Here is a 26106-nt window from a genome sequence, read left to right on the forward strand (position 1 = left end):
TTCACAACGATTTTATTCTCTGAAATTTTGCTAAACGGCGTTGTTGCCACTTCTCACGCAGTCTGTCAAAAGACAGATAAACGACAGGGGTGGTATATAACGTAAGAATTTGGCTCATCACCAGCCCACCAACAATCGTGATACCCAGAGGATGACGTAACTCAGCGCCAGCACCATCGCTCAGTACCAAAGGTAAGGCACCGAATAAAGCAGAAAGAGTCGTCATCATGATTGGCCTGAACCTTAATAAGCTGGCCTGAAATATTGCTTCCCGCGCACTGAGTTGCCCGTTACGCTGAGCTTCAAGAGCAAAATCCACCATAATAATGGCATTTTTCTTCACGATACCAATCAGCAGCATAATGCCAATCATGGCAATCAGGCTAAATGGCGTATTGAAGAGTTCCAGTGCCAGTAAAGCGCCAATTCCGGCAGACGGAAGGGTAGAAAGGATTGTCAGTGGGTGAATATAACTTTCATACAATACCCCGAGAACCAGATAAACAGTAATGATAGCCGCAAGGATCACCAATAACTGTGAACGCTGACTTTCCTGAAAATCTTGCACAGTACCGCCAAAAGAGCCACGCACAGCGGATGGAACGCTGAGTTCAGTCATTGTTCTTTCTATCGCACTCACTGCATCAGACATCGTATAGCCTTCCGCAATATCGAATGAGATCGTAGAAGCTGCCGAAAGCCCCTGATGATAAATGTCTAATGGCGCATTAGCTGGCCGCCAGCTGGCAAAATAAGAGAACGGAATACGTTTTCCTTCCTTATTAATGACAAAGATTTTCTCCAGTGCACTGATATCCTGGTTATATTCAGGAGCCACTTCCATCACCACTTTATATTGATTGAGAGGCTGATAAATCGTTGAAATCGGTTGTTGCCCGAAAGAGTTTCCAAGCAGGCTATTCGCCTGAGCAACGCTGATACCAAGACGGGCCATAAGATCACGATCATAGGTAATCGCCAGTTCAGAACCTTTATCGTCGTCATCAGAATTAACGCCCGTCAACTGGGGTAACGTTTTCAATGCCTTGCGGATAATAGGTGCCCATTTACGAAGCGCATCAGAATCGTCTGACAGTAAATTAAATTGATAAATAGATTTGGCATTACCTCCGCCGCCACCGCCGGATCTGAGATCCTGCACAGGGATCAGATACAGCTCAGCTCCCGGTTCGTGAGATAATTTCTCCCGTAAACGAAGTATGATTTTATCGATACTTTCTGTACGTTCACTCACAGGCTTTAATGACATAAACATAAAACCGACATTCATGCTGTCGCCACCGGTAAAGCCTGTCACATTTTCAACAGTCGGGTCAGCATTAATGACTTGCATAAAATGTTCCATCTTCTTTTGCATAGCCTGAAAAGAAATACTTTGATCAGCAACGACAAAACCCAGTAATTGACCCGTATCCTGTCTGGGAAAAAAGGTTTTCGGAATATTAATATAGAGCCAGCCATTCAGGACGATAATACCGATCAGCATCAATAAAACCCAGCGTGTGTGGTTAAGAACCCATTTTAATGAACGGCCATAATATTGCTGGAACCTGAGAAAAACTTTACCGAAACCGCGGGTTTTCTTCAGTGATTTTTCAGGCGAAGATTTTAGCAGGTATGCACACATCATAGGAGTTAAGGTGAGTGACACAAATAAAGAAATGCCTATCGCCGTTGCGAGTGTGATGGAAAAATCAAGGAACAGCCTGCCGAGCATTTCATCGATCAATTGAAGGGGAATAAAAACCGCCACGAGAGACAGGCTCATGGCAAGAACGGTAAAACCCACTTCTCTTACACCCTTAAGCGCGGCTTGTGCAGGTTTCATCCCGGCTTCCAGATGACGGGAGATATTTTCCAGCACAACAATGGCATCATCCACAACAAAACCCGTTGCGATGGTCAGAGCCATGAGTGAGAGATTATTCAGGCTGAAACCACATAAATACATCGCAGTAAATGTGCCAATCAGTGAAACCGGAACGGCAATTGCTGGAATAAGAGTGGCACGCCCTGAACGCAGGAACAGAAAAACAACCAGAATAACGAGTGCAACGGCAAGGGAAAGCGCTCGTTCCACTTCATACAGGGAAGCTCTGATAGTGGGAGAGCGATCCTGTACAACAGTAAGTTTAATATTGGCGGGTATTGAGGTTCGTAAAGTAGGGAGTTCTGCACGAATTTTATTGATGGTTTCAATGATATTCGCATTTTGTTCCCCCCGGATAATCAGGGCAATAGCCGGTTTATTACCGGACATACCTGAGGCGCGGATATCTTCTACAGACTCTTTGACTGTTGCGAGATCTTTTAAGCGAACAGGTGAGCCGTCACGATAATCGACAATAATAGAAGCGTAGTCATCCGCTTTTTTAATTTCATCGTTAGTTTGTATTTGCCAGTTGTACTCACTTGTCTCAACATGTCCAGTCGGATTTCTGACATTAGCATTATTGACTGCAGTGCGGACGTCATCCAGTGAGATCCCCTTACTGAACAGGGCATTGGGATTGAGTTCAACCCTTATTGCAGGCAATGAACTGCCAGAAACGCTGACCTGACCGACACCTTCTATCTGTGAGATTTTCTGGGCAAGACGTGTCGAGGCGATATCATATAACTGCCCACCACCATAACTGTCTGATGTAAGCGTTAGGATCATAATGGGAGCAGAGGAGGGGTTTGCCTTGCGGTAGGTTGGGCGGCTTGGCATCCCTGAAGGCAAAAGGCTTTCCGCAGCATTAATCGCAGCCTGTACATCCCGGGCAGCTCCATTGATATCCCGGTTCAGTTCAAATTGCAGATAAATGAAGGTATAGCCTAATGAGCTGGAGGAGCTCATTTCTTTAACACCCGCAATTCTGCCAAGTGATCGCTCTAGTGGGGTTGCGACAGAGGAGGCCATTGTTTCCGGTGATGCGCCGGGCATATAAGCTGAAACACCAATCACCGGAACGTCGATTTGTGGCAGAGGGGATACTGGCAATAGAATAAAACTGAATGCCCCACATAGTGTGATAGCTACACTCAATAATGTGGTTGCAACAGGCCGCTTGATAAATAAGGCGAAAAATTTCACAACGGCTCCTGATGATCAGTAGAAGAACGCGCTAATGCTGTTTGATTATCATCCTGATGTCTGTTTTGTTTATTTCTGCCTTGCCTATTTCTGTAATAGTGCGCCAGTCTGTCAAATAGCAGATAAATGACCGGAGTCGTAAACAGAGTCAGAATTTGGCTCATAATCAAACCGCCTACCATGCTGACACCTAATGGACGGCGCAATTCAGCACCGATACCGGTACTAAGCATCAATGGTAATGCGCCTAACAGTGCCGCCATTGTTGTCATCAGAATCGGTCTGAAACGCAGGAGACAGGCCTGAAAAATAGCATCGTAAGGCGACATACCTTTCTCGCGTTCTGCTGCCAGCGCAAAGTCAATCATCATAATGGCGTTTTTCTTCACAATACCGATCAGCAAAATAATCCCGATGATGGCAATGATATCCAGTTCATAGCCTCCCAGCATTAATGCCAGCAATGCGCCGACTCCCGCAGTGGGCAGTGTTGACAGGATAGTTACTGGATGAATAAAACTTTCGTACAATATTCCGAGCACAATGTACATGGCAACAACAGCAGCCAATATCAGCAATAAGGTATTACTCAGCGCATTCTGGAATGCCAGAGTTGCTCCCTGAAATTGTGTATTGATATCTTTAGGCATGTTAATGGCATGTTCTGTTTCCTTCACGGCATTAACGGCTGCTTCCAGAGAGGTATCCTGTGCCACATTGAATGAAAATGTGGTTGCAGGAAATTGTTGCAGGTGATTAATGGATAAATATCCCAGCCGCTGTTCAATCGTGGCGATAGCAGTCAGAGGTACGATATTACCATCTGCACTTAAAAGCCGGACATCATTGAGAGCATCAATGCCGGGAGAGTGTGTTGTATCCTGCGCGAGTACAACCCGATATTGATTTGACTGCGTATAAATGGTTGAGATCATCCTCTGACCAAAGGCGTTATATAGCGTGTTATCAATCGCAGCAATCGTAATACCTAGCCTGCTGGCCATATCACGATTTACATTGATATGAGCGACTAATCCCTTGTTTTGCAAGTCGCTGCTGATATCGACCAGTTCAGGACGCTTTTTCAGGGCTTCCTGTAACTTAGGTACCCAGATGTTTAATTCATCAAGAGAAGTGGCCTGTAGCGTAAATTGATATTGCGTACGGGAAAGCTGGGTATCAATAGTCAGATCCTGAATCGGTTGCAGATATAAGGTGATATCAGGCACTTTGGCTATCCGGGCCTGTAGGCGCGGGATAATATCCTCAATTCTGTCATGACGTTGGTCGAAAGGTCTTAACGTAATTTGCAGACGTCCGTTGTTCAGCGTAGGGTTACTGCCATCAACGCCGATGAATGTAGTCACATTTTCCACCGCCGGATCCTGTAGCAGTAATGCGCTTACCTGACTCTGTTTATCTGCCATGGCACTGAAAGAAATGGACTGTGGTGCTTCCAGTGTTCCCTGAATTAATCCATTATCCTGTGACGGGAAAAATCCTTTAGGTATAACAATATAGAGCAGAACGGTCAGAGCCAGAGTGCCGAGTGTGACACCGAGTGTCAGCCAAGGATGGTTCAGGACTCGTTTCAGCCATACGCTATATATCGCAATTATCCATTCAAAAAAGTGCTCACAGGCTTGTTCAAAACGATTATGTTTAATGTCTGATTCTGCTTTCAGCATTCGTGCGCACATCATTGGTGTCAGGGTGAGTGAGACAACGGCTGAAATTAAAATTGCTACCGCGAGTGTGATCGCAAACTCCCGGAATAGACGCCCTACAATATCCCCCATAAATAACAGCGGGATCAAAACGGCAATCAGAGAAAAAGTCAGTGAAATAATAGTGAAGCCGATTTCGCCCGCTCCTTTGAGCGCAGCGGCAAGCGGTTTTTCTCCTCGCTCGATATAACGGGAAATATTTTCGATAACAACGATGGCATCATCGACAACAAAGCCAGTTGCAATGGTCAATGCCATCAATGTCAGGTTATTAATGGAGAAACCACAGAAATACATTACTGCGAATGTGCCGATAAGTGAAAGCGGAACGGCAATACTTGGGATTAAGGTCGCGGTGGCATTACGCAAAAACAGGTAAATCACCATGACAACCAGAGCAACCGCTAACAATAATTCAAATTGCACGTCTTTAACGGAAGCGCGGATCGTGACAGTACGATCCGTCAGAACGTCAACTTTAACCGATTTAGGCAGGCTGCTTATCAGCTCTGGCAATACGCTACGAATATTATCCGTGGTTTCAATAACATTAGCGCCCGGCTGACGCTGAACATTAATAACAATGGCGGGTTTTTCATTTGCCCATGCACCGAGTTTCGTATTTTCTGCTTCCCGCTCAATGGTAGCAACATCACGCAGACGAACCGGAGCACCATTTTTATAGGTCACAATTAAGTTGCGGTAATCATCAATGGATTTCATCTGATCGTTAGCAGATAAGGTAATTGACCGCGTTGGACCATCAAAACTGCCTTTTGGTGAATTCACATTCGCACTGACAATCGCATTACTAATGGCATGGCTATCCAGCCCCTGCGCGGCTATGGCCTGTGCATTTAACTTCACGCGGACAGCAGGGCGTTGCCCGCCAGCCAGTGTCACTAGACCAACACCACCAACCTGAGAAATACGCTGAGCAACACGGGTTTCCACCATATCCTGCACTTCTGTCATTGGTAAGGCATCAGAAGTCACGGCCAGAGTTAAAATCGGTGGATCAGCCGGATTCACCTTACTGTAGATAGGAGGGTAGGGCAGGTCATTCGGTAACAAATTGATACTTGAATTAATTGCAGCCTGCACATCCTGCTCTGCAACATCCAATGGCAGGGAAAGCTGGAAGACCAGCGTAATAACAGAAGCTCCACCAGAACTTTGTGATGACATCTGTTTCAGGCCGGATATTTGCCCGAATCTGCGTTCCAGTGGGGCTGTTATGGCAGAGGTCATCACGTCAGGATTGGCACCAGGATAGAGTGTAACAACCTGAATAGTCGGATAATCCACCTGTGGTAATGCAGAAACCGGCAGCATCCGGTAGCCGAGAATACCAGCAAGCAAAATTGCAATCATAAACAGCGTCGTTGCTACTGGACGCAGTATAAACAAGCGGGATGGACCGCCCCCTGTCACCGGAGAATCAGAAAGCATTAACTATTCTCCACCTTACCGTTTGACTTAGCTGATTTATCGTTGCTGTTATCTGATTTTGGTTGCAGAGACTTAACAATTTCAACAGCCGCTCCTTCTGTCAACTGATCAATACCGTCTGTTATTACCCGATCACCAACGGACAGACCGCTGTTGATAATAACCAGATTATCATTTTGCAGCCCGATGGTTATGTTATGCTTTTTAACCTTATTATCTTTACCTACCAGCCAGACAAAGTGACCGCTGCCACTCATCTGTAATGCAGCATCAGGGATGACTATGGCGTTATCCAGCGTATTTACTTTGATTTGGATATTAACAAATTGATTTGGAAACAGGGTGTTATCCTGATTATCAAATCTGGCTTTCATTTTTATGGTGCCGGTTGCAACGTCAATTTGGTTATCGATGCTGAGTAGTTTGCCTTGTGCTAATTGCAGTTGGTTATTGCGATCCCGGGCAATGACGGCAGGTATCGTATTATTTTTCTGTGCCTTCAGTATGGCACTGAGATCGTTTTCAGGCAGAGAAAACAGCACGTCGATTGGATCAACGCGCGTAATGACGACAATCGGTTTTTCTCCCCCAGAAGAGATGTAGTTACCGACATCTATCCGTTTCAGACCGACGCGACCTGAAATGGGGGCCGTGATACGGCTGTAAGCTAATTGGAGTTTTTGTTCATCAATCTCTGCCTGATCACTTTTGAGGGCGGCCTTATATTGACGAACTAAAGCGTGTTGTTTATCTAGATCCTGTTGAGAAATTAATTTACTTTTTGCCAATTGTTGATAGCGGGATAAATCCTGCTCAGCATTGGCCAGCATTGCCTGATCTTTAACATATTGGCCTTGTGCTTTTGCCAGCCTGACCTGATAAGGGCGGGGATCAATTTCTGCCAGTAAATCCCCTTTTTTCACCTGTTGGCCTTCTATAAAATGCAGGGCAATTAATTGCCCGCTCACCAGACTGGTGACATTGACAGTATCTGCCGCCTGAACTGTTCCTAACCCGACCAGATAGTGGGGAACGGATTCCATTTTAGCGGTAGCTGCCTGAACAGGGCGGGGTGGTACTGTTGCTAAATTCTGTTGTGGGCCGGACTTTTGTGATGTTTTGAAATGGTTCCATGCAAAGAAAATTGCTGCGATGACAACGACTAACGCAGCAAAACAAAAAAAGTAGGTACGACGTTTATTGCTCATATATTCGACATTCTCTTAATATTGCATCGGTAATCAGCCACGCATGCATCTTATGCTAAATTAGTGTAAATATATATTTAATTAGTGTACTTGGAGAGAAATTGCCAATCATGGAGAAAATATGGAAATTGTGTCAATGAGATAATGCAGAACGTTTTATGAGGAAATCGGAGCTATGGAGGGCGAGAGAGCATGTAAAACATCCATTAGCATACGTGATATCTGATAAAGTATCTTTTATCAGGAATGATTGTTAAATTTAAAAACAGTAAACATAGCATAATGAGATGGGAAATATGAAAAAATCAATAATATTAGGTATTATAATTTCACTTTTTTCTGCTTATTCATTTACATCAGAAAGAGAGATTCCACTAGATATTCAGGAATACATAGATAGTATAGAAACTTGTCAACACTTCTCGAATGAATGGGATAATTCTCTTCCTGAAGATCGTAAAAAAGAAATAGAGGAAGGTTCAGCGGAATATTGCAAAAAAGCAAAAATTTTACATAATAAACTAAAAAATAAATACAAAGATGATATTCATAAAATAAAAATACTTGATGAGTACGATATGTCTGTTCAGATAGGTCTATAAAAAATAACAATCTGTTAGATTTTATTTTGTTATCAGTTTTCATAGCACAGTTTATACTTATAAAAACGGAAGTAATACTGAGTGAATTATCAAATAATGCACATATCCTATCTTGTTTTTCGTTGGTATAATATCGCATGATCGCTGATAAAATGAGTCGCTAGAATTAGCAACAATGAAAATATAGTTTGGTTTAGGGAATCGTGATTTTAATCACATTGTCCCTGAAAAAATGTAGTACTTCAGACTATATTAGAAGCGATTGATAGTTCTTTAAAACCTTAACAAAACAGGAAGTTATCATGGCGAATATGATCTATTTAACCTTGCAAGGAAACAAACAAGGGTTGATTTCACAAGGTTGCTCTTCAGTTGAATCCATTGGCAATAAGTATCAGGCAGGTCATGAAGATGAAATTTTTGTATTAAATCTTCATCATTCCATTCACAGAGAACAAAATGTTAACCATAGTCCAATTGTATTTGTAAAACCGCAGGATAAATCATCACCGTTATTAATGATGGCAATTTCAGATAATGAAAGTTTGAACCTGAAATTTGATTTTTATCGTACTTCACAATTAGGATCTCAGGAACTCTATTACTCAATTGAGTGTCGTGATGCGACGATTATTGAGTTATCACCGAATTATCCGCACAGTATTAACCATGCGGAAGCACAGCCGGAAGAAATTGTTTCTGTTAAATATAAAGATATCATCAGTCGTCATCATATGGCAGGAACATCCGGATATAGTGTCTGGGACGAAAGAGTCTATTGATGCTGAGTTAACGCAATCACTGCCAAAACGCCGATAAATTCAATCGGCGTTTCATTTTCCCAACTGTATAGGAGATTTAAGAGTGACAATGAAACAAATCAGGTACCAGAGATAATAATATCCTCACTGTGAGATACCTAGGGAGAGCTTTCCTAATGCATTGGGCATGGAAAATTAGCAATAAAATGGAAAAGATAATCATATCGAGTGTGATTTTTTTCTGCCTACATGGGGTTTCATGGGCATAAAGAGATAATATGCCAAAAGATTTGCAAGAATACATGAAAAAAACTGAATATTGTGAATATATTGCAGGTGAATGGGATAGTGATTTATCTGATGAAAGAAAGCGATTAATGGAAGATGAGATTAATATATATTGTAAAAAAGCCAATGAATTATTTTATGAACTGAAGGAAAAATACAAAGACGATCTCAGGAAAATGGAAATAATTAATAAGCATAGTGAGCTAATAAGATACTATACTGAAAAGCCTATTGAGTAGTTTATTGGTTTTTATCAATTATAAAATTATGAGAAGCCAATCAAATGATTTTTCATAATCATCAAAGTATTTTTAAATGGTAAATATTAACCCGCGTTAAATGCGGGTTAAGCCAGTCGGTGTTTTTTTAAAGTAATCTCTTGCCAGAGGCCTGACTTTAATGCGCTTTTGGTAACCTGTTGCGCATTAAACCAAAAATAGGGTTGCCAGTCCTAAAAAGATAAAAAAACCACCGGTATCAGTAATCGCAGTTATCATCACACTGGAGCCAATAGCAGGATCTCTGCCTAGTCTCATCATAATAAAAGGGATCAGCACGCCCATCAGGGCAGCCATCAGCAGGTTGAGTATCATTGCCATGGTCATCACTCCGCCCATTGCTGGGTCATCATAGAGCAGATAAGTGACAAGCCCCATAATTCCCCCCCAAATAATACCGTTTATCAGAGCAACACCCAGTTCCCTTAATAAAATATAAGGAAAACTTCCTGTCCGGATTTGATGGAGTGCCAGTGCCCGTACGATCATCGTGATAGTCTGATTGCCGGTATTCCCTCCGATACCTGCCACGATAGGCATCAGCGTGGCAAGCGCAACAAGCTGGGAAATGGTATGCTCAAACAGACCGATAACCCGTGAAGCAACGAATGCAGTACATAAATTAATGGCTAGCCATGCCCAGCGGGTTTTCACTGCCTGCCCAACCGGAGCGAAAACATCTTCTTCACGGCTCAGGCCACCCATACGCCGGATATTGGTATCTGTCTCTTCGCTTAAGGTATCGACGATATCCTCAACAGTCAGACGCCCCATAAGACGGCCATTATTATCCACAACCGCCGCGGAAATCAGGTCATAACGTTCGAACGCGCTGGCTGCATCTTCACCTTTTTGCTCCGGTAAAAAAGTCACGGTATCTATGTTCATCACTTCAGCAACTAATTTATCGGGGGCGTTGGTTAGCAGGGTAGTGAGCGGAAGTTCCCCCTGAAGCCGGTTTTTACGGTCAATAACAAAGATTTTATCTGTTGTTGCGGGAATAGACCCACGGGAACGCAGAAAACGCTGAACGGTGCTGAGCGTGACATTGCCTCGTACAGTTACAAATTCAAAGTCCATCATCTGGCCGATGCTGTCTTTGTGGTATTGTAATACTTCCCGGATACGGTTGCGCTGGCTGGGTTCCAGATAGGTCAGCAGACGGTGTGTGGTATCTCTGGGAAGGTGTTCGACAATATAAGCCTGTTCATCGACATGCAGTGTACCGATTGCTCTAAGTAGCGCCAGATCGGACATATCTTTAATTAAGTTATCCCAGACAGGGATTGAAGCCTCCACCAAAACTTCACCACGCTGGTTGTTGTCAATGAGCCGCCACAAAGCAAGACGCTCATCATAAGGCAGTGCCTCCAGAATATCTGCGATATCTGCTGCATGCAGGCTGGTCAGTAAAGAGCGGACTTCTTCAATTTTTTCGAGTAGCAGATCATTGCTAATCTTTGCATGTGCATCAGCCTGTCCTAATAATGTATCAACGAATAGCTTATCGTTAATTAACAGAGAAAACAGATGCTGGCGAGCAAGAGCCAGCTTTTGCGAATGTTGGTTGGCAACGTTCGTATTATCGGGTTTAAAGGCTGGCTGTAACATTATATGACCTTTAGTTTTTGCCAAAATTACACTATCAGGAATGATGTTATTTTGTCTTAAGATCGCTGCTTTGTTCCATCATATTTTGCTTTTTTTGCTGATGATGTTCTAACGCTGCAATTGATGAATAGATAAAACGCCCAAATAAAATCAGAAAGCTGATAAGCAGAATTAATTTTGTAATCTGAGCGGTTTTCTTTTTCTTTTTCATAATACGATATCGTTAAGTTGATTCCTCTTGGATATGTAGATGCCAGCCTGCCACATCACTCCAGTAAGCTTGCTCTTTTTCTAAATCCAGTTGCATGAGTGTATTTTGAGTTAAATAGTTTTTCGGAAAGGAAAGTATCCAGTGCCCATGATCCGTTTCCAGTGTCAGTGACTCAGGTGTTGTTGTGGACTGACGCTGATTATTCAGCAGTGTTGCTAATCTTAATATCTGGAGCATAGGAAGATATTGCTTTTTCTTAAACAAATAGAAACGCGGATGCTCATGAATTTTGACCGCTTTGCGGTGATAACGAACTAATGTTGCCAGTAATGACTGCTGTTCTTGGTTGAATCCCGGCAGATCAGTATGTTGCAGAATATAGGCAGAATGCCGTTGCAGGCCACTCAGATTAATACTTAAACCAACTTCATGCAGCATGGCAGCCCAGAGCAGGATAGACTCCAATTGTGGCTGTACCCGTTTCGGGTTTTGCGCAGCCCACTGGTCATACAGTGTTTTAGCTGTATCCCAGACACGACTGGCCTGTTCGCGATCGATATTATAGTGATCAGCAAGACTTTTGGCGGTTCTTTGGCGGATATCCAGATGGCGGAAACGGTCTTCCATTTCGTAAAGAACGCCTTCACGTAGTGCTCCGTCAGACAAGCATAATTCCTGAATATTCAGGGCATCAAATATACCGCACAGGATTGCCAGACCAGGAACCAGAGTCTGTTTGCGATCGTCCGATAAACCGGGCAGATCCAGCGATTTAAAATTTTTGTATTTCAGCACTCTTTTGACCAGCATCTGAAGCCGCTCAGGTGTAATCAGGCCATCTTTTTCGCCCAATTCAACCAGTAATTCATGCACTGCCTTAATTGTACCCGACGCCCCCAGAGCAAAATCCCAGCCCTTTGTGCGGAATTGCCAGATGAGATTTTCCAGCTTTTGTTCCGCTTGAAGTTGTGCCTTACGGAAATTATGTTCATTTATCACCCCATCAGGGAAAAACTGCCGGGCAAAACTGACGCATCCCATACGACGGCTTTCAATGAGAAGAGGTTCGAAGCCTTCACCAATAACCAGCTCGGTTGAACCGCCACCAATATCAATCACCAGCTTACGACCTTTTTCTGGCTGAGTATGCTCTACTCCCATAAAGATTAAACGGGCTTCTTCATGACCGGAAATAATCTCAATAGGATAGGGGATGACTTCTTTGGCCCGTTGCAGGAATTCTTCGGCGTTACTTGCTTCCCGTAAGCTGTGAGTCCCTACAAGGCAGACATTTTCTGCGGAGAAACCTTGTAATCGTTCGGCAAATAATGAAAGACTCTCAAGACCACGTTTGATGGCTTCTTCACTCAGTTCATTTTTATCGTTGAATCCATCAGCAAGGTAAACCCGTTTTTTCAGGCGACCGATAACTTGTAATGCTCCATTTACAATTCGGGCGATAACCATATGAAAGCTATTGGAGCCCAGATCGATGGTTGCAATTTCCAGCGGCTTAGGCGTTGGTGTATCGTGTTTCAACGGCATAAATTAAACTCTTGATTCAGGCTGTTCCAGATTTTTCAGATAATCGTAAATGGCAGTTTGTGCGCGAATTTTACGTTTATTTCCTCGTGGGACATACCTATTGCTCAATTCTTTATCAATATAACGAGCCTTGACCGTATCACTAAACTGTAATTCCAGAATATCGAGAACACGCTGTTTTAACAGTGGGTCAAGCAGACAAACGGCAACTTCAATACGATAATCAATGTTCCGTGTCATCCAGTCTGCGGAAGAAAGAAAAATTTTCTCATCTCCTTTATTAGTGAAAACATAAACCCGATCATGTTCAAGAAAACGATCAACAATACTGGTGACCTGAATATTTTCACTAAAACCGGGCTGGCCGGGAACTAGAGAACACATTCCCCGGATCAGAAGCCGTACTTTGACACCCGCTTCAGAGGCATCGTATAGGCGATCTACTAATTCTCTGTCTACCAGATTATTTATTTTCAGCGTGATGCCCGCAATTTCTCCTGCTCTGGCATTTTCAATTTCCTGATCAATTAATTTATTGAGCATAGCCCGTGAGTTTTGGGGAGAAACCATCAAGTTCTCAAATGTCACCGGACGATAAGGGTTTTCAATAAAGTTAAATACCCGGCGTACTTCGTTGGTGACTTCGGGTTTGGCTGTCAGTAGGGAGTAGTCGGTATATAAGCGGGCTGTTTTTTCATTGAAATTCCCTGTGCCGATGTGGGCATAACGGATAATATCATTCCCTTCAAGACGTGAAATGATAAACAGTTTGGCGTGAATTTTCAGGCCGGGAGCCGAGAAAATGACATGCACACCCGCTTCAGTCAGGCGTTTTGCCCAGTGAATGTTGGCTTCTTCATCAAAGCGTGCCTGTAATTCCACGACCACTGTCACTTTTTTGCCATTGTGGGCTGCATGGATCATGGATTCAACTATGCGTGAGTCTTTCGCTACCCGATAAATGTTAATTTTTATCGATAATACGCTTGGATCGAATGATGCCTGTCGCAGCAATTCCAGTACATGCTCGAAAGTGTGGTAAGGATAATAAAGCAATACATCCTGTTCACGGATAGCATCAAAACCATTGCGGAAATGGTCAAACCAGGTATGGCGCAGCCGGGGCATGGGTTTATTCAGCAGAGTCCGGTTTCCTTCATTGGGGAATTTAATGAAATCTCTGAAATTGTGATAACGGCTGCCGGCAATGACTGAGTCATCATTGGAAAGCCCCAGTTTGCTACGCAATAATTCGACCATTTCATCAGGCATATCGCGCTGGTAAACAAAACGGACAGGCTCGGCTGTCAGCCTTTGTTTCAGTGTTGAAGACATTAACTCCAGCAAGCTGGACTCCATTTCCGTTGCCAAATCGTACTCAGCATCACGGGTCATTTTCATGGAATAAACACTTAGTGTGTCGTAATCAAAAAATCCCTTAAAAATTTCATCCAATGTGTAGCGCAGAATGTTATCAATCAGGATCATTGATTTGCGTCTTTTGGGCATTTCCGGCGGCAAATTAACGAAACGGGGAACTTTATCGGAAGGGATTTCCAACAAAGCATATTTGGTTTCCTGCCCGCGAATAATTTCCACCGCTAAATAGGTGTAATCATCTTTTAAAAATTCAACCAGATTAGTTTCTGGATTGATAACGATAGGCGTAATGTGTGGACGTAAATGCTGGCGAAAATACTGCCGGAGCCAGATTTGCTGATTAGGGGATATCTGCCGTTCATTGATTAGGAAAATCTGATTACGCGCCATTTCCAACAATAAATCGTTATAGAGTTCATCAAACTCCTGATCGATTTTGGCAACTTTTGACTGAATTTTTTTTAATAATTGCCGGGCACCGGTTGCAGAACCCCGCGCTTCGCTAATCAGAATGCGACGTTTGACATCGGCGAAACGGACTTTATAAAACTCATCCAGATTATTGGAGTAGATCCCTAAAAACCTCATCCTTTCAATAAGTGGATTACTTTTGTCAGCCGCTTCCTGAAGCACACGTTCATTGAAAGAGAGCCAGCTGAGTTCTTTTTCTGTATAGAGGCGGTCTTGGGACATTACTACTCCATTTGGTCCATTGGTTAACAGTGCTGCTTTCTACTCTGGGAATGCCTAATTTTGTTAGCAAAATAGTGATGCTGGAACGTACACATCCGGATAGCAGTATGATAAGAGCCGTTTACAAAGAACTCATCAATAAGCTCTCCTTCTGTATAAAATCCCAGTTTATTGTATATATGAATTGCTTTTTCGTTTTCTTTATCAACAATTAAATAGAGTTTATAGAGGTTTAGGACTGAAAATGCGTACTCCATCGCAAGTTTAACTGCTTCTGTTGCATAGCCTTGCCCCTGATAAGCCGGTGCAATAATGAGCTGAAATTCAGCCCGACGATGGACATAATCAATTTCCACCAATTCCACCAGACCAACTTTGGAATTCATACTCTCAATAATAAAACGGCGTTCACTTTGATCATGGATATGTTTGTCATAGAGATCGCATAATTCAACGAAAGCCTCATAAGGCTCTTCAAACCAGTAGCGCATGACACTGGCATTATTATCAAGCTGGTGGACGAAAGGGAGATCTTCCCGCTCAAGTGGGCGTAGATTTACGGGTGGATTTTCGGAACCACTGGACATTAGATACCTCAGTGCTTTTAACGTAAGGATGACTTGGTTTTGATTTTTATAAAAGAGAATATTATGAAGTAATAAAGTACAGCAAGGTGTCCGGCTAATTATTTTTACCTTAGTATGATTAAGTTTAGTTTAACTAACTAACCTTAACACAATGCTGTAGTTTTGGAACTAATAATAAATTTTGGAATTAATTATATCGATTAGTCTGAAGCATATCCTTGTTGAGAAAGTACTTTCCCATCCAAAATGGCGGTATTATTGCCCATGCTCAAACGGCCTTCCAGAAACCAGCCAATGACCAGCGGGTAAATATTATGCTCCTGAGTTTGCACGCGTCGAATAACGTCCTCTTCTTGATCCTCTGCAAAAATGGGCACTTTCGCCTGTAAGATAACAGGCCCACCATCAAGTTCTTCGGTGACAAAGTGGACAGAAGTACCATGTTCCTGATCGCCGTTTTCTATCGCCTTACGGTGAGTATGTAAGCCGGGATATTTCGGTAGCAGGGAGGGATGAATATTGAGTAGTCGTCCATGGTAATGCTGCACAAAGCCAGATGACAAGATCCTCATATAACCCGCTAAAACGATTAAATCGGGCTGATATTGATCAATGGCTGTAAGCAGGGCAGAGTCATAATCTGTGCGATCAGAATATTCCTTCGGATTAAGAAAATGGGTTGGAATAGCTGATTCTTCAGCGCGTTGCAGACCATAAGCGTCGGCTTTATTGCTGAACACAGCACAGATCTGGCCATTAATCCGGTTTTGCTGGCAGGCATCAATGATAGATTGCAGATTACTGCCATTACCAGAAATTAAGACCGCAATTTTTTTCATAGTCTTCATTGAATTACTTTCTATTAACTGGCTTTTTATTAATTGATCGTAACTTGCTGCCCGCTATGATCAGATTCAGTGATATTGCCGATTTGCCATGCGTTTTCACCCGCTTTATTCAGCCATTCAATTGCCTGTGTTGCCTGAGACTGAGGTAGCGCAATTATCATGCCGACGCCGCAATTAAACGTGCGGTACATTTCATGGTCGCTGACATTGCCAGCCTGTTGCAGCCATTTAAAAATGGCAGGCCATTGCCAACTTGTGCCATCGATTTTTGCCTGCATACTTTCAGGCAGAACGCGGGGAATATTTTCCCAGAAACCACCACCTGTCAGATGGCAAATCGCATGGATTTCAATTTGTTCGATCAGTTCAAGCAGTGGTTTAACGTAAATACGGGTTGGAGCGAGAAGATGATCAGACAGTGTTTTACCATCCAGCTCAGTTGTCTCGGGATTGGTCTGGCTCACTTCAAGAATTTTACGGATCAATGAATAACCATTAGAGTGTGGCCCGCTGGATGACAGTGCTATGAGTGCATCTCCAGCCTGAACCTTACTGCCATCAATGATGTCTGATTTCTCAACCACACCGACACAAAAGCCCGCAACATCATAATCTTCACCGTGGTACATGCCCGGCATTTCAGCTGTTTCCCCGCCGACCAGAGCACAGCCTGCCTGTTTACAGCCTTCCGCGATGCCGGTTATAACGCTCGATGCGGTATCAACATCTAATTTCCCTGTTGCATAGTAATCAAGGAAGAACAGAGGTTCAGCTCCCTGAACTACCAGATCGTTGACGCACATGGCGACCAAATCAATGCCGATTGTATCGTGGCGCTTCAGATCCATGGCCAGACGCAGTTTAGTCCCCACACCATCTGTGCCAGAAACTAAAACAGGTTCACGATATTTTTGTGGCAGAGAACATAATGCACCAAAGCCACCCAATCCCCCCATTACTTCCGGGCGTCGGGTCTGTTTCACTACACTTTTGATACGATTGACTAAGGCATTACCAGCATCAATATCGACACCAGCATCTTTATAGCTAAGAGAGGTTTTGTTGGTCACTGCGTAGCTCCCAGGCGGTTGCATTTGAATGAATAAAACAGAACGGAATAATTCTAACAGCCAAGGCAAACGTTTGCGATAGCTTTATGCAGGTTTATTGCGGATAAAAAATAGGAAAAAATGACTTGTTGTTGCTAAAAATCAATATATTGATAGTTGCCTGATCCCAAAAAGGAGGTATAATCCCGCGATTTTTTTATCTGCCGGCTATATACAGTAGGAGAAACCCATGAAGATCGTTGAGGTTAAACACCCACTCGTTAAACATAAACTGGGCCTGATGCGTGATCATGATATAAGCACTAAGCGCTTTCGTGAACTGGCTTCAGAGGTGGGAAGTCTTCTGACATATGAAGCAACTGCTGATTTAGAAACTGAGAAAGTGACCATCGAGGGATGGTGTGGTCCGGTAGAAATAGACCAGATTAAAGGGAAGAAAATTACTGTAGTACCTATCCTGCGTGCAGGTCTGGGAATGATGGATGGTGTTCTGGAAAATATTCCGAGTGCCCGCATCAGTGTTGTTGGTGTTTATCGTGATGAAAAAACCTTTGAACCTGTACCTTATTTTCAGAAACTGGTTTCTGATATCAATGAGCGTATGGCATTGATTGTTGATCCGATGCTGGCAACAGGTGGCTCTATGATTGCCACCATTGATTTGCTGAAAAAAGCAGGATGTCCTGTTATTAAGGTTTTGGTTCTTGTTGCTGCTCCAGAAGGAGTTGCCGCTTTGGAAAAAGCACATCCTGATGTTGAACTATATACTGCATCAATTGATGAGTGCCTTAATGAGCATGGATATATTGTTCCTGGCCTGGGGGATGCAGGCGATAAGATATTTGGTACAAAATAATATTTTTAGCCGGCTGAAAAGTCGGCTTTTTTTTGGTTCCTAGTAAAACATAAGAGGACATAAATAGTGACCCGTCGGACTATTGGGGTAGATGAAAGACCACCGTTAAGACAGACCATTCCGTTAAGTTTGCAACATTTATTTGCGATGTTTGGGGCGACAGTTCTGGTTCCCATTCTGTTTAAAATTAATCCCGCCACAATTTTATTATTTAATGGTATTGGAACACTGTTTTATCTGTTTATTTGTAAAGGAAGGATCCCGGCTTATTTAGGTTCCAGTTTTGCCTTTATATCTCCTGTATTATTGTTGTTGCCTTTAGGGTATGAACTGGCATTGGGCGGATTTATTGTCTGTGGATTGCTGTTCTGTCTGGTTTCCCTGATTGTTAAAATCGCGGGAAGAGGCTGGCTTAATGTGATGTTTCCTCCTGCTGCAATGGGAGCTATTGTTGCAGTGATTGGTCTGGAACTGGCAGGGGTTGCTGCTGATATGGCCGGGCTACGTCCTGCTGCGGGAACAGATGTTAATACGACGAATCTGATCATCTCAATGGTTACACTGGCTGTGACAATATTGGGTTCAGTTATGTTCCGCGGTTTTATGGCGATCATTCCAATCCTGATCGGGGTGCTGGTGGGTTATGCGTTATCCTTTTTTATGGGAGTCGTAGATTTTACACCAGTGCGTGAAGCGCCATGGTTTGCATTGCCGACTTTTTACACTCCGCGTTTTGAGTGGTTTGCTATTATGACGATTTTGCCTGCGGCACTGGTTGTCATTGCGGAGCATGTTGGTCATTTGGTCGTAACAGCCAATATAGTGCAAAAAGATTTGCTGAAAAATCCGGGATTGCATCGTTCGATGTTTGCCAACGGTTTTTCAACGATTATTTCAGGGTTCTTTGGCTCAACACCTAATACCACTTATGGCGAAAACATTGGTGTAATGGCTCTGACTCGCGTATACAGCACATGGGTCATTGGCGGAGCAGCAATTCTGGCGATTTTACTTTCTTGTGTCGGTAAACTGGCGGCGGCGATCCAGATAATTCCGGTTCCGGTGATGGGAGGCGTATCTTTATTACTGTATGGTGTGATTGGTGCATCTGGTATACGGGTATTGATTGATTCCAAAGTAGATTACAGCAAAGCTCAGAACCTGATCCTGACTTCTGTCATTCTGATTATCGGCGTAAGTGGTGCGAAAATCCAAATTGGTGCAGCAGAGCTGAAAGGTATGGCGCTGGCAACGGTAGTGGGTATTGGTATGAGCCTGATTTTCAAATTGATTAGTATCATTCGCCCGGATGAACCGTATATTAGTTCTTCTGTCGAATCACTCAGCGATGATAAAAAAGCGAGTGAAATCATAAAATAATTTGTATTGGTTTTTCTTTAAGAGAAAGGGTTTTTTAACGAACTCTTTCTCTTATTTTTTTATTAGAAAAATATTGACTAATTTTTCTTGATATCCCTATAGTTGCCTAATTTCACCTCATTCCTGCTTACCGATTTTCTATCTTTTTGCCATAATTTTTTACTATACTTGTAAGTATAAACACTCAAAGATGAAAAATATTGAGGGATAAAATGGAAAGCATAAATAATATTACTCTATATATAGATAAATCATTGGAAAAAGAATTTTATACAGAGCTTAAAAAATTTAATATAGAAGTTAATTCAATAGGCTCGGATTTGAAAACACTCAATATAGCTAAGCGAACGCTCACGTTTATTAAAGATAATTTAAGGTATCTTGATGGTTTAAGAAAATCATTAATTGCTCTTTTAGGTGGTGAGCGTAATCTAAAAATATCTATCACTAAAAATGATGGTAGTTCTATATCTATTGAGGGTGATTTAGATAAAGGAGAAATTATTGAGGTCTTGAAAGAAGCGAGTGCTCTGATCATTTCTCAATCTGATAAAGAAAGATAATTATTATTAATTAACAGATAATTCTCAGTTTGTTATCTGATATTTTTAAGTTTTGCTATTTTCTATATTGATTGTTATTTGTAATGCGCATGGAGTTCAGTATAGATCATATTATTCATTTCAGATATTTCATAATCAATGGTGATTTTAAACACAGTTTCGACAAAGAGTATTTTGGGGTGTCCAGTATAAATAATGTTCTGAAACAAAAGGAAGGAATAATATTGGATATATGTCAATGATAATTTTTATTAAAAATAAATTTTTACTATTTCTTTGCTTTATTTTTCTTTTTTTCATGAAAAAGCGAGTGTCAATGACAGCTACCATCTTGAACTAAGTATTCATTTCATTTGTTATCGTTTTTTGTGGTAAACTTGGTTTCTATGGTAAACTTAATGCTGTTCGTTATCCATTCTGTTTGAGGTGCTTCTGAATACACCGGCGCAGCTTTCATTGCCCTTATATTTGCCAGATGATGAAACATTCGCCAGTTTTTTTGCAGGTGAGAATTCTTCTTTATTAGCCGCAATAAAATTGGCTATTAGTCAGTCACATGGCAGTTATATCTATTTTTGGTCCCGCGATGGCGGGGGCAAGAGTCATTTGCTCCATGCAGCCTGTGCCGAACTATCCCAGCAAGGAGAGGCTGTCGGATACGTGCCACTCGATAAACGTGCATATTTTGTTCCGGAAGTTCTTGATGGTATGGAACATTTATCATTGGTGTGTATCGACAATGTTGAATGTATCGCAGGTGATCAGGTATGGGAAATGGCTATTTTTAATCTTTATAACCGGATTGTAGAGATTGGCAAAACCTGTCTGTTGATCACAGGAGATCGTCCACCCCGGCAAATTAATTTAACATTGCCAGATTTGGCATCCAGGCTTGATTGGGGGCAGATCTATAAATTGCAGCCTTTGTCTGATGATGAAAAAATTCAGGCATTGCAATTACGAGCTAAGTTGCGGGGATTTGAATTACCTGAAGATGTGGGGCGTTTTGTGTTAAAGCGTCTTGACAGAGAAATGCAAACGCTGTTCAGAACGTTGGATGAGCTTGACCGCGCTTCTATTGTGGCACAACGTAAACTGACTATCCCATTCGTAAAAGATATTCTTGATCTTTAATACACCAGATCAGAAAAAAGTGATAGAGGTACAAAGTAGACTTCCCTATCACTTTTTTAATGATTAATTGCCCAAAATCTCTTTAACCTGCTCTGGTGGTCGCCCTAAACGTGCTTTATCTCCTGCAACAACAATCGGGCGCTCTATGAGCTTAGGATTATCAGCCATTGCCTGAAGTAAGGCTTCTTGTGTGAGTTCACTATTATCAAGCTCTAGCTCTTTATACAATTCTTCTTTTGTTCGCATTAATTGGCGGGCATCACTGAACCCCAGTTGTTTCAGTAAAATAGCCAGCTGTTCTGCCGTTGGGGGAGTATCGAGATAATGAATAACTTCTGGTGTAATACCGAGTTCCTGAACTAACTTAAGCGTTTCCCGGCTTTTTGAACAGCGGGGGTTATGATAAAAAATAACATGTTGCATATAAAAGAACCTCATTTCTTATATTGGCTATAGCGCTGTTGCAGCTTGCGTAACTGGTCGATACGAGCATCGTAACGGGCCTGATCATAGCTGTTCAGTTTTGCTAATGCACTGGCCTGACTGAGATAACTGATTGCCATATCAAATTTACCCTGTAATGCCATTGTTTCGGCGTAAGCTGACAGTTCTTCACTGCGTTTCCCCTGTTTGCTTGCTGCTTCGGCCATTAGTGACCAACCAGCTAAATTATCCGGATGACTGAAGGTGTATTGGAATAGCAGCTGTGATGCTTTCGGATACTGTTTGGCTTCGATATAGACGTTAGCAAGATTGATTTGCAGCACAGGGTTATTTTTGTGTTTCTGTAAGGCTTGCTGTAAGCGGGTAATCGCCTGCTCATATCGTGTTTGTTCAATATCGATATCCGTCATTGCATCAATAAACCAGATATTATCTGGCTGGTTATTCAATAACGGGGTGAGCACTTTTCTGGCTTCGACATATTTTTTCTGTTTAGTCAGTAGAAGAGCCCGCCCATAAGAGGCCGCAATTTGTTCTTTTGGCGTTCCACGACTGTATTTAGTGAGCAGATCTTCAATATAGGCTGAGCTTAGTGTGGATTCTAGAGTCAGAATTCGTACCCGGGCCAGTAGATATTCCTGTGATTCCGGAATAGATTTTTTCGGGTATTGATTGGCTCTGTTACGGGCATCGGCTAAGCGGCTATCAGGCAGTGGATGGGTATATAGAATTTCTGGAATTTCTGAGTTGTGTAAAGTTCGCTCACTCAAAATTTGCATAAAATTAGGCATTCCATAAGGATCATACCCAGCCCGACTTAATATCCGCATACCGATACGGTCTGCCTCTTGCTCATTTTCACGAGTAAAGCTGATCATACCCTGTGAAAAACCAGCCAGCGTACCACTCAGGGCTGCCATTCCTGCCTGAGGGTTAGCCATTAGTAGTAAGATAGATCCGAGTGTGCCGGCCCATGCCAGTGGCGCTTTTCGCTGTGTGTCTTCCATCATACGAGCCAAATGGCGCTGTGTTACATGAGATATTTCATGGGCCATAACTGAAGCCAGTTCGCTTTCATTTCGGCTATAACGAAACAGAGCAGAGTGGAGTACAACGTTGCCACCAAAAAAGGCATACGCATTAATGTTAGGGTTATTGACGATATAAAAGTGAAAAGGTGTTTTCACTGCATCAGCATGGTTGACGAGCCTCTGGCCTAATTTATTGATGTATTGTGTTAATAGAGGGTCATAAATCAAGGGAGTTCCAGCACGTATTTCACGGATATAGAAATCACCCATCTCTATTTCCTGATTGGTACTGAGTGTGGATGCAGCGGTTGTACCAATATCTGGTAATGTCTCGTCAGTAGGTACCGAGTATGCAGGGCTATTGCCAAATAGTGTCAGACTGACCAGTATCGCTATCAGGGATTTAGTAGATGTTTTTTTCATAGAGCGATTCTCATAAAACGATTTTTATAAAATGCTGTGCCCAGTTAGCTATCAATTTCAGGATACGTGTATGATAGCTAAGGTTAACTTAAAATCGATCAGCCGTAAGCACTTTTAGTAAAATAGTCATTAAGTATTGTTATTAAGGAGTTTGGTTTATGTTGGATATGATCATGCAATGGTATCGCCGCCGTTTTGCTGATCCGCAAGTTGCTGCACTATCATTCATTTTGCTGGCTGGCTTTGGCATAATTTATTTTTTCAATGGTATCTTAGCTCCTGTTCTTGCTGCAATTGTGTTGGCTTATTTATTGGAATGGCCGACGGTGAAATTAGAAAAGCTGGGTTGTAGTCGTACTCTTTCAGTGACAATCGTATTAGCCATTTTTATGGGGATCAGTGCATTGATTATCCTGATTGTTGCCCCAACAGTCTGGCAACAGGGGCTTAATCTGTTTTCCGATTTGCCGAATATGCTTAATCGCTTTAAGGAATACGCCCGGACTTTTCCCTCTCGTTACCCTGTTTTAGTTGATGTCGGTATCATTGATATGTTTGCCGAAAATCTGCGTAATAAATTTTCTTTAGCGGGAGAATCTGTATTTAAATTTTCAGTAGCTTCTTTGATTGGACTGATGACGCTCTCTATTTACCTGATTATTGTTCCTTTAATGGTATTTTTCCTGTTGAAAGATAAAAATAAAATGGTAGCGGCATTCCAGCGTATATTACCGCGTAATCACGGTTTAGCCGGGCAATTATGGCATGAGATGAATCAGCAGATTACGAATTATATTCGGGGAAAAGTTGTGGAGATGGTTATTTTAACCATTTGTACTTATGCTGTATTTGCTTTCTTTGAGTTGCATTATTCCATGTTACTTGCTGTTCTGGTTGGTTTATCTGTTTTGATTCCCTATGTCGGCACGGTAATAGTGACTATTCCTGTCATTGTGGTAGCGCTATTTCAGTGGGGATTGGGCACAGATTTTTGGACACTATTTATTGCTTATCTGGTTGTTCAAGGGTTAGACGGTAATCTGCTTGTTCCTATTTTATTTTCAGAGGCAGTTAATCTTCATCCGCTTATTATCATTATTTCCGTCATTATTTTTGGCGGATTGTGGGGTTTTTGGGGCGTTTTTTTCGCGATTCCATTGGCGACGTTGATTAAAGCTGTTATTAATGTCTGGCCGGAAGATAAATCAGAAGAGTTATCTTCGTAATTTGAAATTGTTGCAGTAATTTCGATAAAAATTCAAATAAACAGACTGAACTAAGGAGTGGCGGTGAAATCACTGTTAAGTGTTATACCTTGCATGCTTTTAGGATGGGTTTTGTCACTGCTGGGGCTACCTCTGGCATATATGTTTGGGGCAATGGCGGCTGTTATTATTGCATCCCGGCTGAGAGTATCACTTACAGCACCAAAACATAGCCTGACGGTGGTTCAAATTGTATTAGGAAGCTCTATAGGGTTGATGGTCAAAGGATTACCGATGGAAGAAGGGCGGGATATCCTGATGTTGCTCCCCGCATTATTAATCTGCTTGATCCTGCAATTTAATGTCGGCTATTTTTGGTTTCACCGGAAAATGGGATGGACACGCACAGAGTCAGTATTGGGTGCTGTTCCCGGTGCACTAGCCGCGATCCTAGTACTGACTGAACATTCCAAAACACCACCACAAAAAATTGTTATTTCCCATGCTATTCGTTTGGTCGTCTTGATTATTATTGCCGGGATTATTACCGGATTAAATCCTCCTCCAGTGATTAAAACAGCACCTTTTTCTTATACACCCGGCATTATTGGCTGGTTGATCCTGATTGCCACCGGAGGTTATATCCTCGGCGTTCTGTTGGAGCGTTTACATATTCCGGCGCCCTATATGCTGACTTCATTGGTTGTTGCTATTGTTGTTCACTATCTGTCTGATGTAACACTGAAGCTGCCTGAATTGCTCAGTTTATTATCAATGGGGTTAATGGGCATGAGGATCGGTTTGTATTTTAGTGCGTTTCCATTTTCAGCATTGATTAGTAATATTTGGTCTTCCATACAATCTGTGTTTATCGCACTGACCATCACAGTTTTAGTTGCAGCAGTGACGGCACAAGTGATGGATTACCCAATGCACTTGCTGATCCTTTCGTGGGCTCCCGGCAGTATGGAAGCAATGTTATTTGCTGCTATGGCGATGAAGGTTAATGTAGGTATTGTGATGGCAAGCCACATTATACGTATGTCGTTACTTCACATAGTTTCTGCGATTGCACTGATCGTGCAGGGAAGGCACAAAAACAGCTAATTCATTCTATAGGAGTCTGTGGCATCCTCCGTCAGGCAGACGGAGGACTGTGTTACTTGACTTGCTATCAGCTACATCCAATAAATTTCAGGATGAATGTTGTTGCAGATAATTCAGAACAACTTGATGATGATCGCTTGTTTTGAATTTATCAAAAACGTGTTCAACATTACCCGCAGGATCAATCAGAAAACTGATGCGATGAATGCCATCATAGACTTTGCCCATAAACTGTTTTCTACCCCAAACACCAAACTGTTCGGCAACTTGATGATTAACATCGGAAAGCAGAGTAAAATTCAGCATTTCTTTCTCAACAAATCGGGATAATTTCTCGGGAGCATCTGTACTGATGCCTAACACGGCAACATTAATTTTTTCCAGTTCATCCATCGTATCGCGCAAACCACATGCCTGAACAGTACAGCCTGGGGTCATTGCTTTGGGGTAGAAATAAACTAAAACACGCTGACCTTTGAAGTCAGATAAGTTAATGTTTTCACCATCTTGGTCAGGTAGGCTGAATTGTGGTGCCTTATCTCCGGCTTTCAATGGACTCATCACGTATTCTCCGTTTAGTCGTTTTTATCTAACTGGTTTTA

At 42.3% G+C, this 26106-nt stretch carries 22 protein-coding genes; 9 read left to right on the forward strand and 13 right to left on the reverse strand.

The genetic code is table 11. The annotated features are described in order from the left end of the window. Nucleotide 1: 1 nt before the first annotated feature. From mdtC to Xsto_RS04635, 3 genes are read right to left on the reverse strand one after another with little or no spacing between them, the layout of a single operon-like run. A complete protein-coding gene (gene mdtC / locus Xsto_RS04625; RefSeq protein ID WP_099124219.1) occupies nt 2-3100 on the reverse strand; it encodes a multidrug efflux RND transporter permease subunit MdtC in 3099 nt (1032 codons plus the stop codon). Continuing rightward, entirely contained in the window at nt 3097-6279 is a 3183-nt protein-coding gene (locus Xsto_RS04630; protein ID WP_099124220.1) for an MdtB/MuxB family multidrug efflux RND transporter permease subunit, read from the reverse strand. Before Xsto_RS04630 ends, mdtC begins: the two co-directional genes overlap by 4 nt. Next, nucleotides 6279-7487: an MdtA/MuxA family multidrug efflux RND transporter periplasmic adaptor subunit gene (locus tag Xsto_RS04635; RefSeq protein WP_099124221.1), complete on the reverse strand. Its 1209-nt coding sequence runs from the start codon at nt 7485-7487 to the stop codon at nt 6279-6281. The genes Xsto_RS04630 and Xsto_RS04635 overlap by 1 nt, the downstream gene beginning before the upstream one ends. 296 nt (nt 7488-7783) lie before the next feature. Between Xsto_RS04635 and Xsto_RS04640 the strand changes: the two genes are divergently transcribed. The 3 genes from Xsto_RS04640 (at nt 7784) to Xsto_RS04650 (ending at nt 9377) form a co-directional block, all read left to right on the forward strand. Further along, a complete protein-coding gene (locus tag Xsto_RS04640; RefSeq protein WP_099110872.1) occupies nt 7784-8089 on the forward strand; it encodes a hypothetical protein in 306 nt (101 codons plus the stop codon). 302 nt (nt 8090-8391) lie between these two features. Next, nucleotides 8392-8871, forward strand: a complete 480-nt coding sequence (locus tag Xsto_RS04645) for an Hcp family type VI secretion system effector (protein ID WP_099110873.1) — start codon at nt 8392-8394, stop codon at nt 8869-8871. A 257-nt stretch (nt 8872-9128) separates the two neighbouring features. Continuing rightward, on the forward strand, nt 9129-9377 hold the full coding sequence (locus tag Xsto_RS04650; protein ID WP_099124222.1) for a hypothetical protein: 249 nt from the start codon (nt 9129-9131) through the stop codon (nt 9375-9377). A gap of 186 nt (nt 9378-9563) precedes the next feature. Here Xsto_RS04650 and mgtE read toward each other — a convergent pair whose 3' ends face one another. The 7 genes from mgtE to purM form a co-directional block, all read right to left on the reverse strand. Then, nucleotides 9564-11027, reverse strand: coding sequence for a magnesium transporter (gene mgtE, locus Xsto_RS04655; RefSeq protein ID WP_099110875.1), 1464 nt, complete (start codon nt 11025-11027; stop codon nt 9564-9566). Between the two features lie 46 nt (nt 11028-11073). Further along, nucleotides 11074-11238 carry a YfgG family protein gene (locus Xsto_RS04660; protein ID WP_099110876.1) on the reverse strand — a complete coding sequence of 55 codons (165 nt, stop codon included), beginning with the start codon at nt 11236-11238 and terminating at the stop codon, nt 11074-11076. Between the two features lie 12 nt (nt 11239-11250). Beyond that, nucleotides 11251-12783: an exopolyphosphatase gene (gene ppx / locus Xsto_RS04665; RefSeq protein WP_099124223.1), complete on the reverse strand. Its 1533-nt coding sequence runs from the start codon at nt 12781-12783 to the stop codon at nt 11251-11253. 3 nt (nt 12784-12786) lie between these two features. After that, nucleotides 12787-14856 (reverse strand): polyphosphate kinase 1, encoded by a 2070-nt coding sequence (gene ppk1 / locus Xsto_RS04670; protein WP_099124224.1) that lies wholly within the window; start codon nt 14854-14856, stop codon nt 12787-12789. 23 nt (nt 14857-14879) lie between these two features. Beyond that, entirely contained in the window at nt 14880-15443 is a 564-nt protein-coding gene (gene speG, locus Xsto_RS04675; protein WP_099124225.1) for a spermidine N1-acetyltransferase, read from the reverse strand. Between the two features lie 200 nt (nt 15444-15643). After that, a complete protein-coding gene (gene purN, locus Xsto_RS04680) occupies nt 15644-16282 on the reverse strand; it encodes a phosphoribosylglycinamide formyltransferase (protein ID WP_099124226.1) in 639 nt (212 codons plus the stop codon). Nucleotides 16283-16320: 38 nt separating this feature from the next. Beyond that, the gene (gene purM, locus Xsto_RS04685) at nt 16321-17361 is read right to left on the reverse strand and encodes a phosphoribosylformylglycinamidine cyclo-ligase (protein ID WP_099124227.1); all 1041 of its coding nucleotides are present in this window, start codon (nt 17359-17361) and stop codon (nt 16321-16323) included. Between the two features lie 229 nt (nt 17362-17590). Here purM and upp point away from each other — a divergent pair, with 229 nt between their 5' ends. From upp to hda, 4 genes are all read left to right on the forward strand, one after another. Then, the gene (gene upp, locus Xsto_RS04690; protein WP_099110881.1) at nt 17591-18217 is read left to right on the forward strand and encodes a uracil phosphoribosyltransferase; all 627 of its coding nucleotides are present in this window, start codon (nt 17591-17593) and stop codon (nt 18215-18217) included. A gap of 66 nt (nt 18218-18283) precedes the next feature. Further along, on the forward strand, nt 18284-19597 hold the full coding sequence (gene uraA / locus Xsto_RS04695; RefSeq protein WP_099110882.1) for a uracil permease: 1314 nt from the start codon (nt 18284-18286) through the stop codon (nt 19595-19597). A gap of 212 nt (nt 19598-19809) precedes the next feature. Continuing rightward, entirely contained in the window at nt 19810-20160 is a 351-nt protein-coding gene (locus Xsto_RS04700) for a hypothetical protein (RefSeq protein WP_099123031.1), read from the forward strand. Nucleotides 20161-20586: 426 nt separating this feature from the next. Further along, the gene (gene hda, locus Xsto_RS04705) at nt 20587-21294 is read left to right on the forward strand and encodes a DnaA inactivator Hda (protein ID WP_169926588.1); all 708 of its coding nucleotides are present in this window, start codon (nt 20587-20589) and stop codon (nt 21292-21294) included. Nucleotides 21295-21357: 63 nt separating this feature from the next. On the opposite strand, the gene arsC is transcribed toward hda, so the two are convergent. Both arsC and bepA read right to left on the reverse strand, forming a co-directional pair. Then, nucleotides 21358-21717: an arsenate reductase (glutaredoxin) gene (arsC, locus tag Xsto_RS04710; RefSeq protein WP_099110885.1), complete on the reverse strand. Its 360-nt coding sequence runs from the start codon at nt 21715-21717 to the stop codon at nt 21358-21360. Nucleotides 21718-21728: 11 nt separating this feature from the next. Beyond that, on the reverse strand, nt 21729-23192 hold the full coding sequence (gene bepA / locus Xsto_RS04715) for a beta-barrel assembly-enhancing protease (RefSeq protein WP_099110886.1): 1464 nt from the start codon (nt 23190-23192) through the stop codon (nt 21729-21731). A gap of 158 nt (nt 23193-23350) precedes the next feature. Between bepA and Xsto_RS04720 the strand changes: the two genes are divergently transcribed. Both Xsto_RS04720 and Xsto_RS04725 read left to right on the forward strand, forming a co-directional pair. Next, a complete protein-coding gene (locus tag Xsto_RS04720) occupies nt 23351-24418 on the forward strand; it encodes an AI-2E family transporter (RefSeq protein ID WP_099110887.1) in 1068 nt (355 codons plus the stop codon). A 63-nt stretch (nt 24419-24481) separates the two neighbouring features. Next, nucleotides 24482-25504 (forward strand): AbrB family transcriptional regulator, encoded by a 1023-nt coding sequence (locus tag Xsto_RS04725; RefSeq protein ID WP_244590337.1) that lies wholly within the window; start codon nt 24482-24484, stop codon nt 25502-25504. An 87-nt stretch (nt 25505-25591) separates the two neighbouring features. Here the strand turns inward: Xsto_RS04725 and bcp are convergent, their stop codons facing one another. Next, nucleotides 25592-26065, reverse strand: a complete 474-nt coding sequence (gene bcp, locus Xsto_RS04730) for a thioredoxin-dependent thiol peroxidase (RefSeq protein ID WP_099110888.1) — start codon at nt 26063-26065, stop codon at nt 25592-25594. Nucleotides 26066-26106: the final 41 nt, after the last annotated feature.

Origin of the sequence: Xenorhabdus stockiae (assembly GCF_002632825.1) — a bacterium.
In the GTDB taxonomy this organism is placed as follows: Bacteria; Pseudomonadota; Gammaproteobacteria; order Enterobacterales; family Enterobacteriaceae; genus Xenorhabdus; species Xenorhabdus stockiae.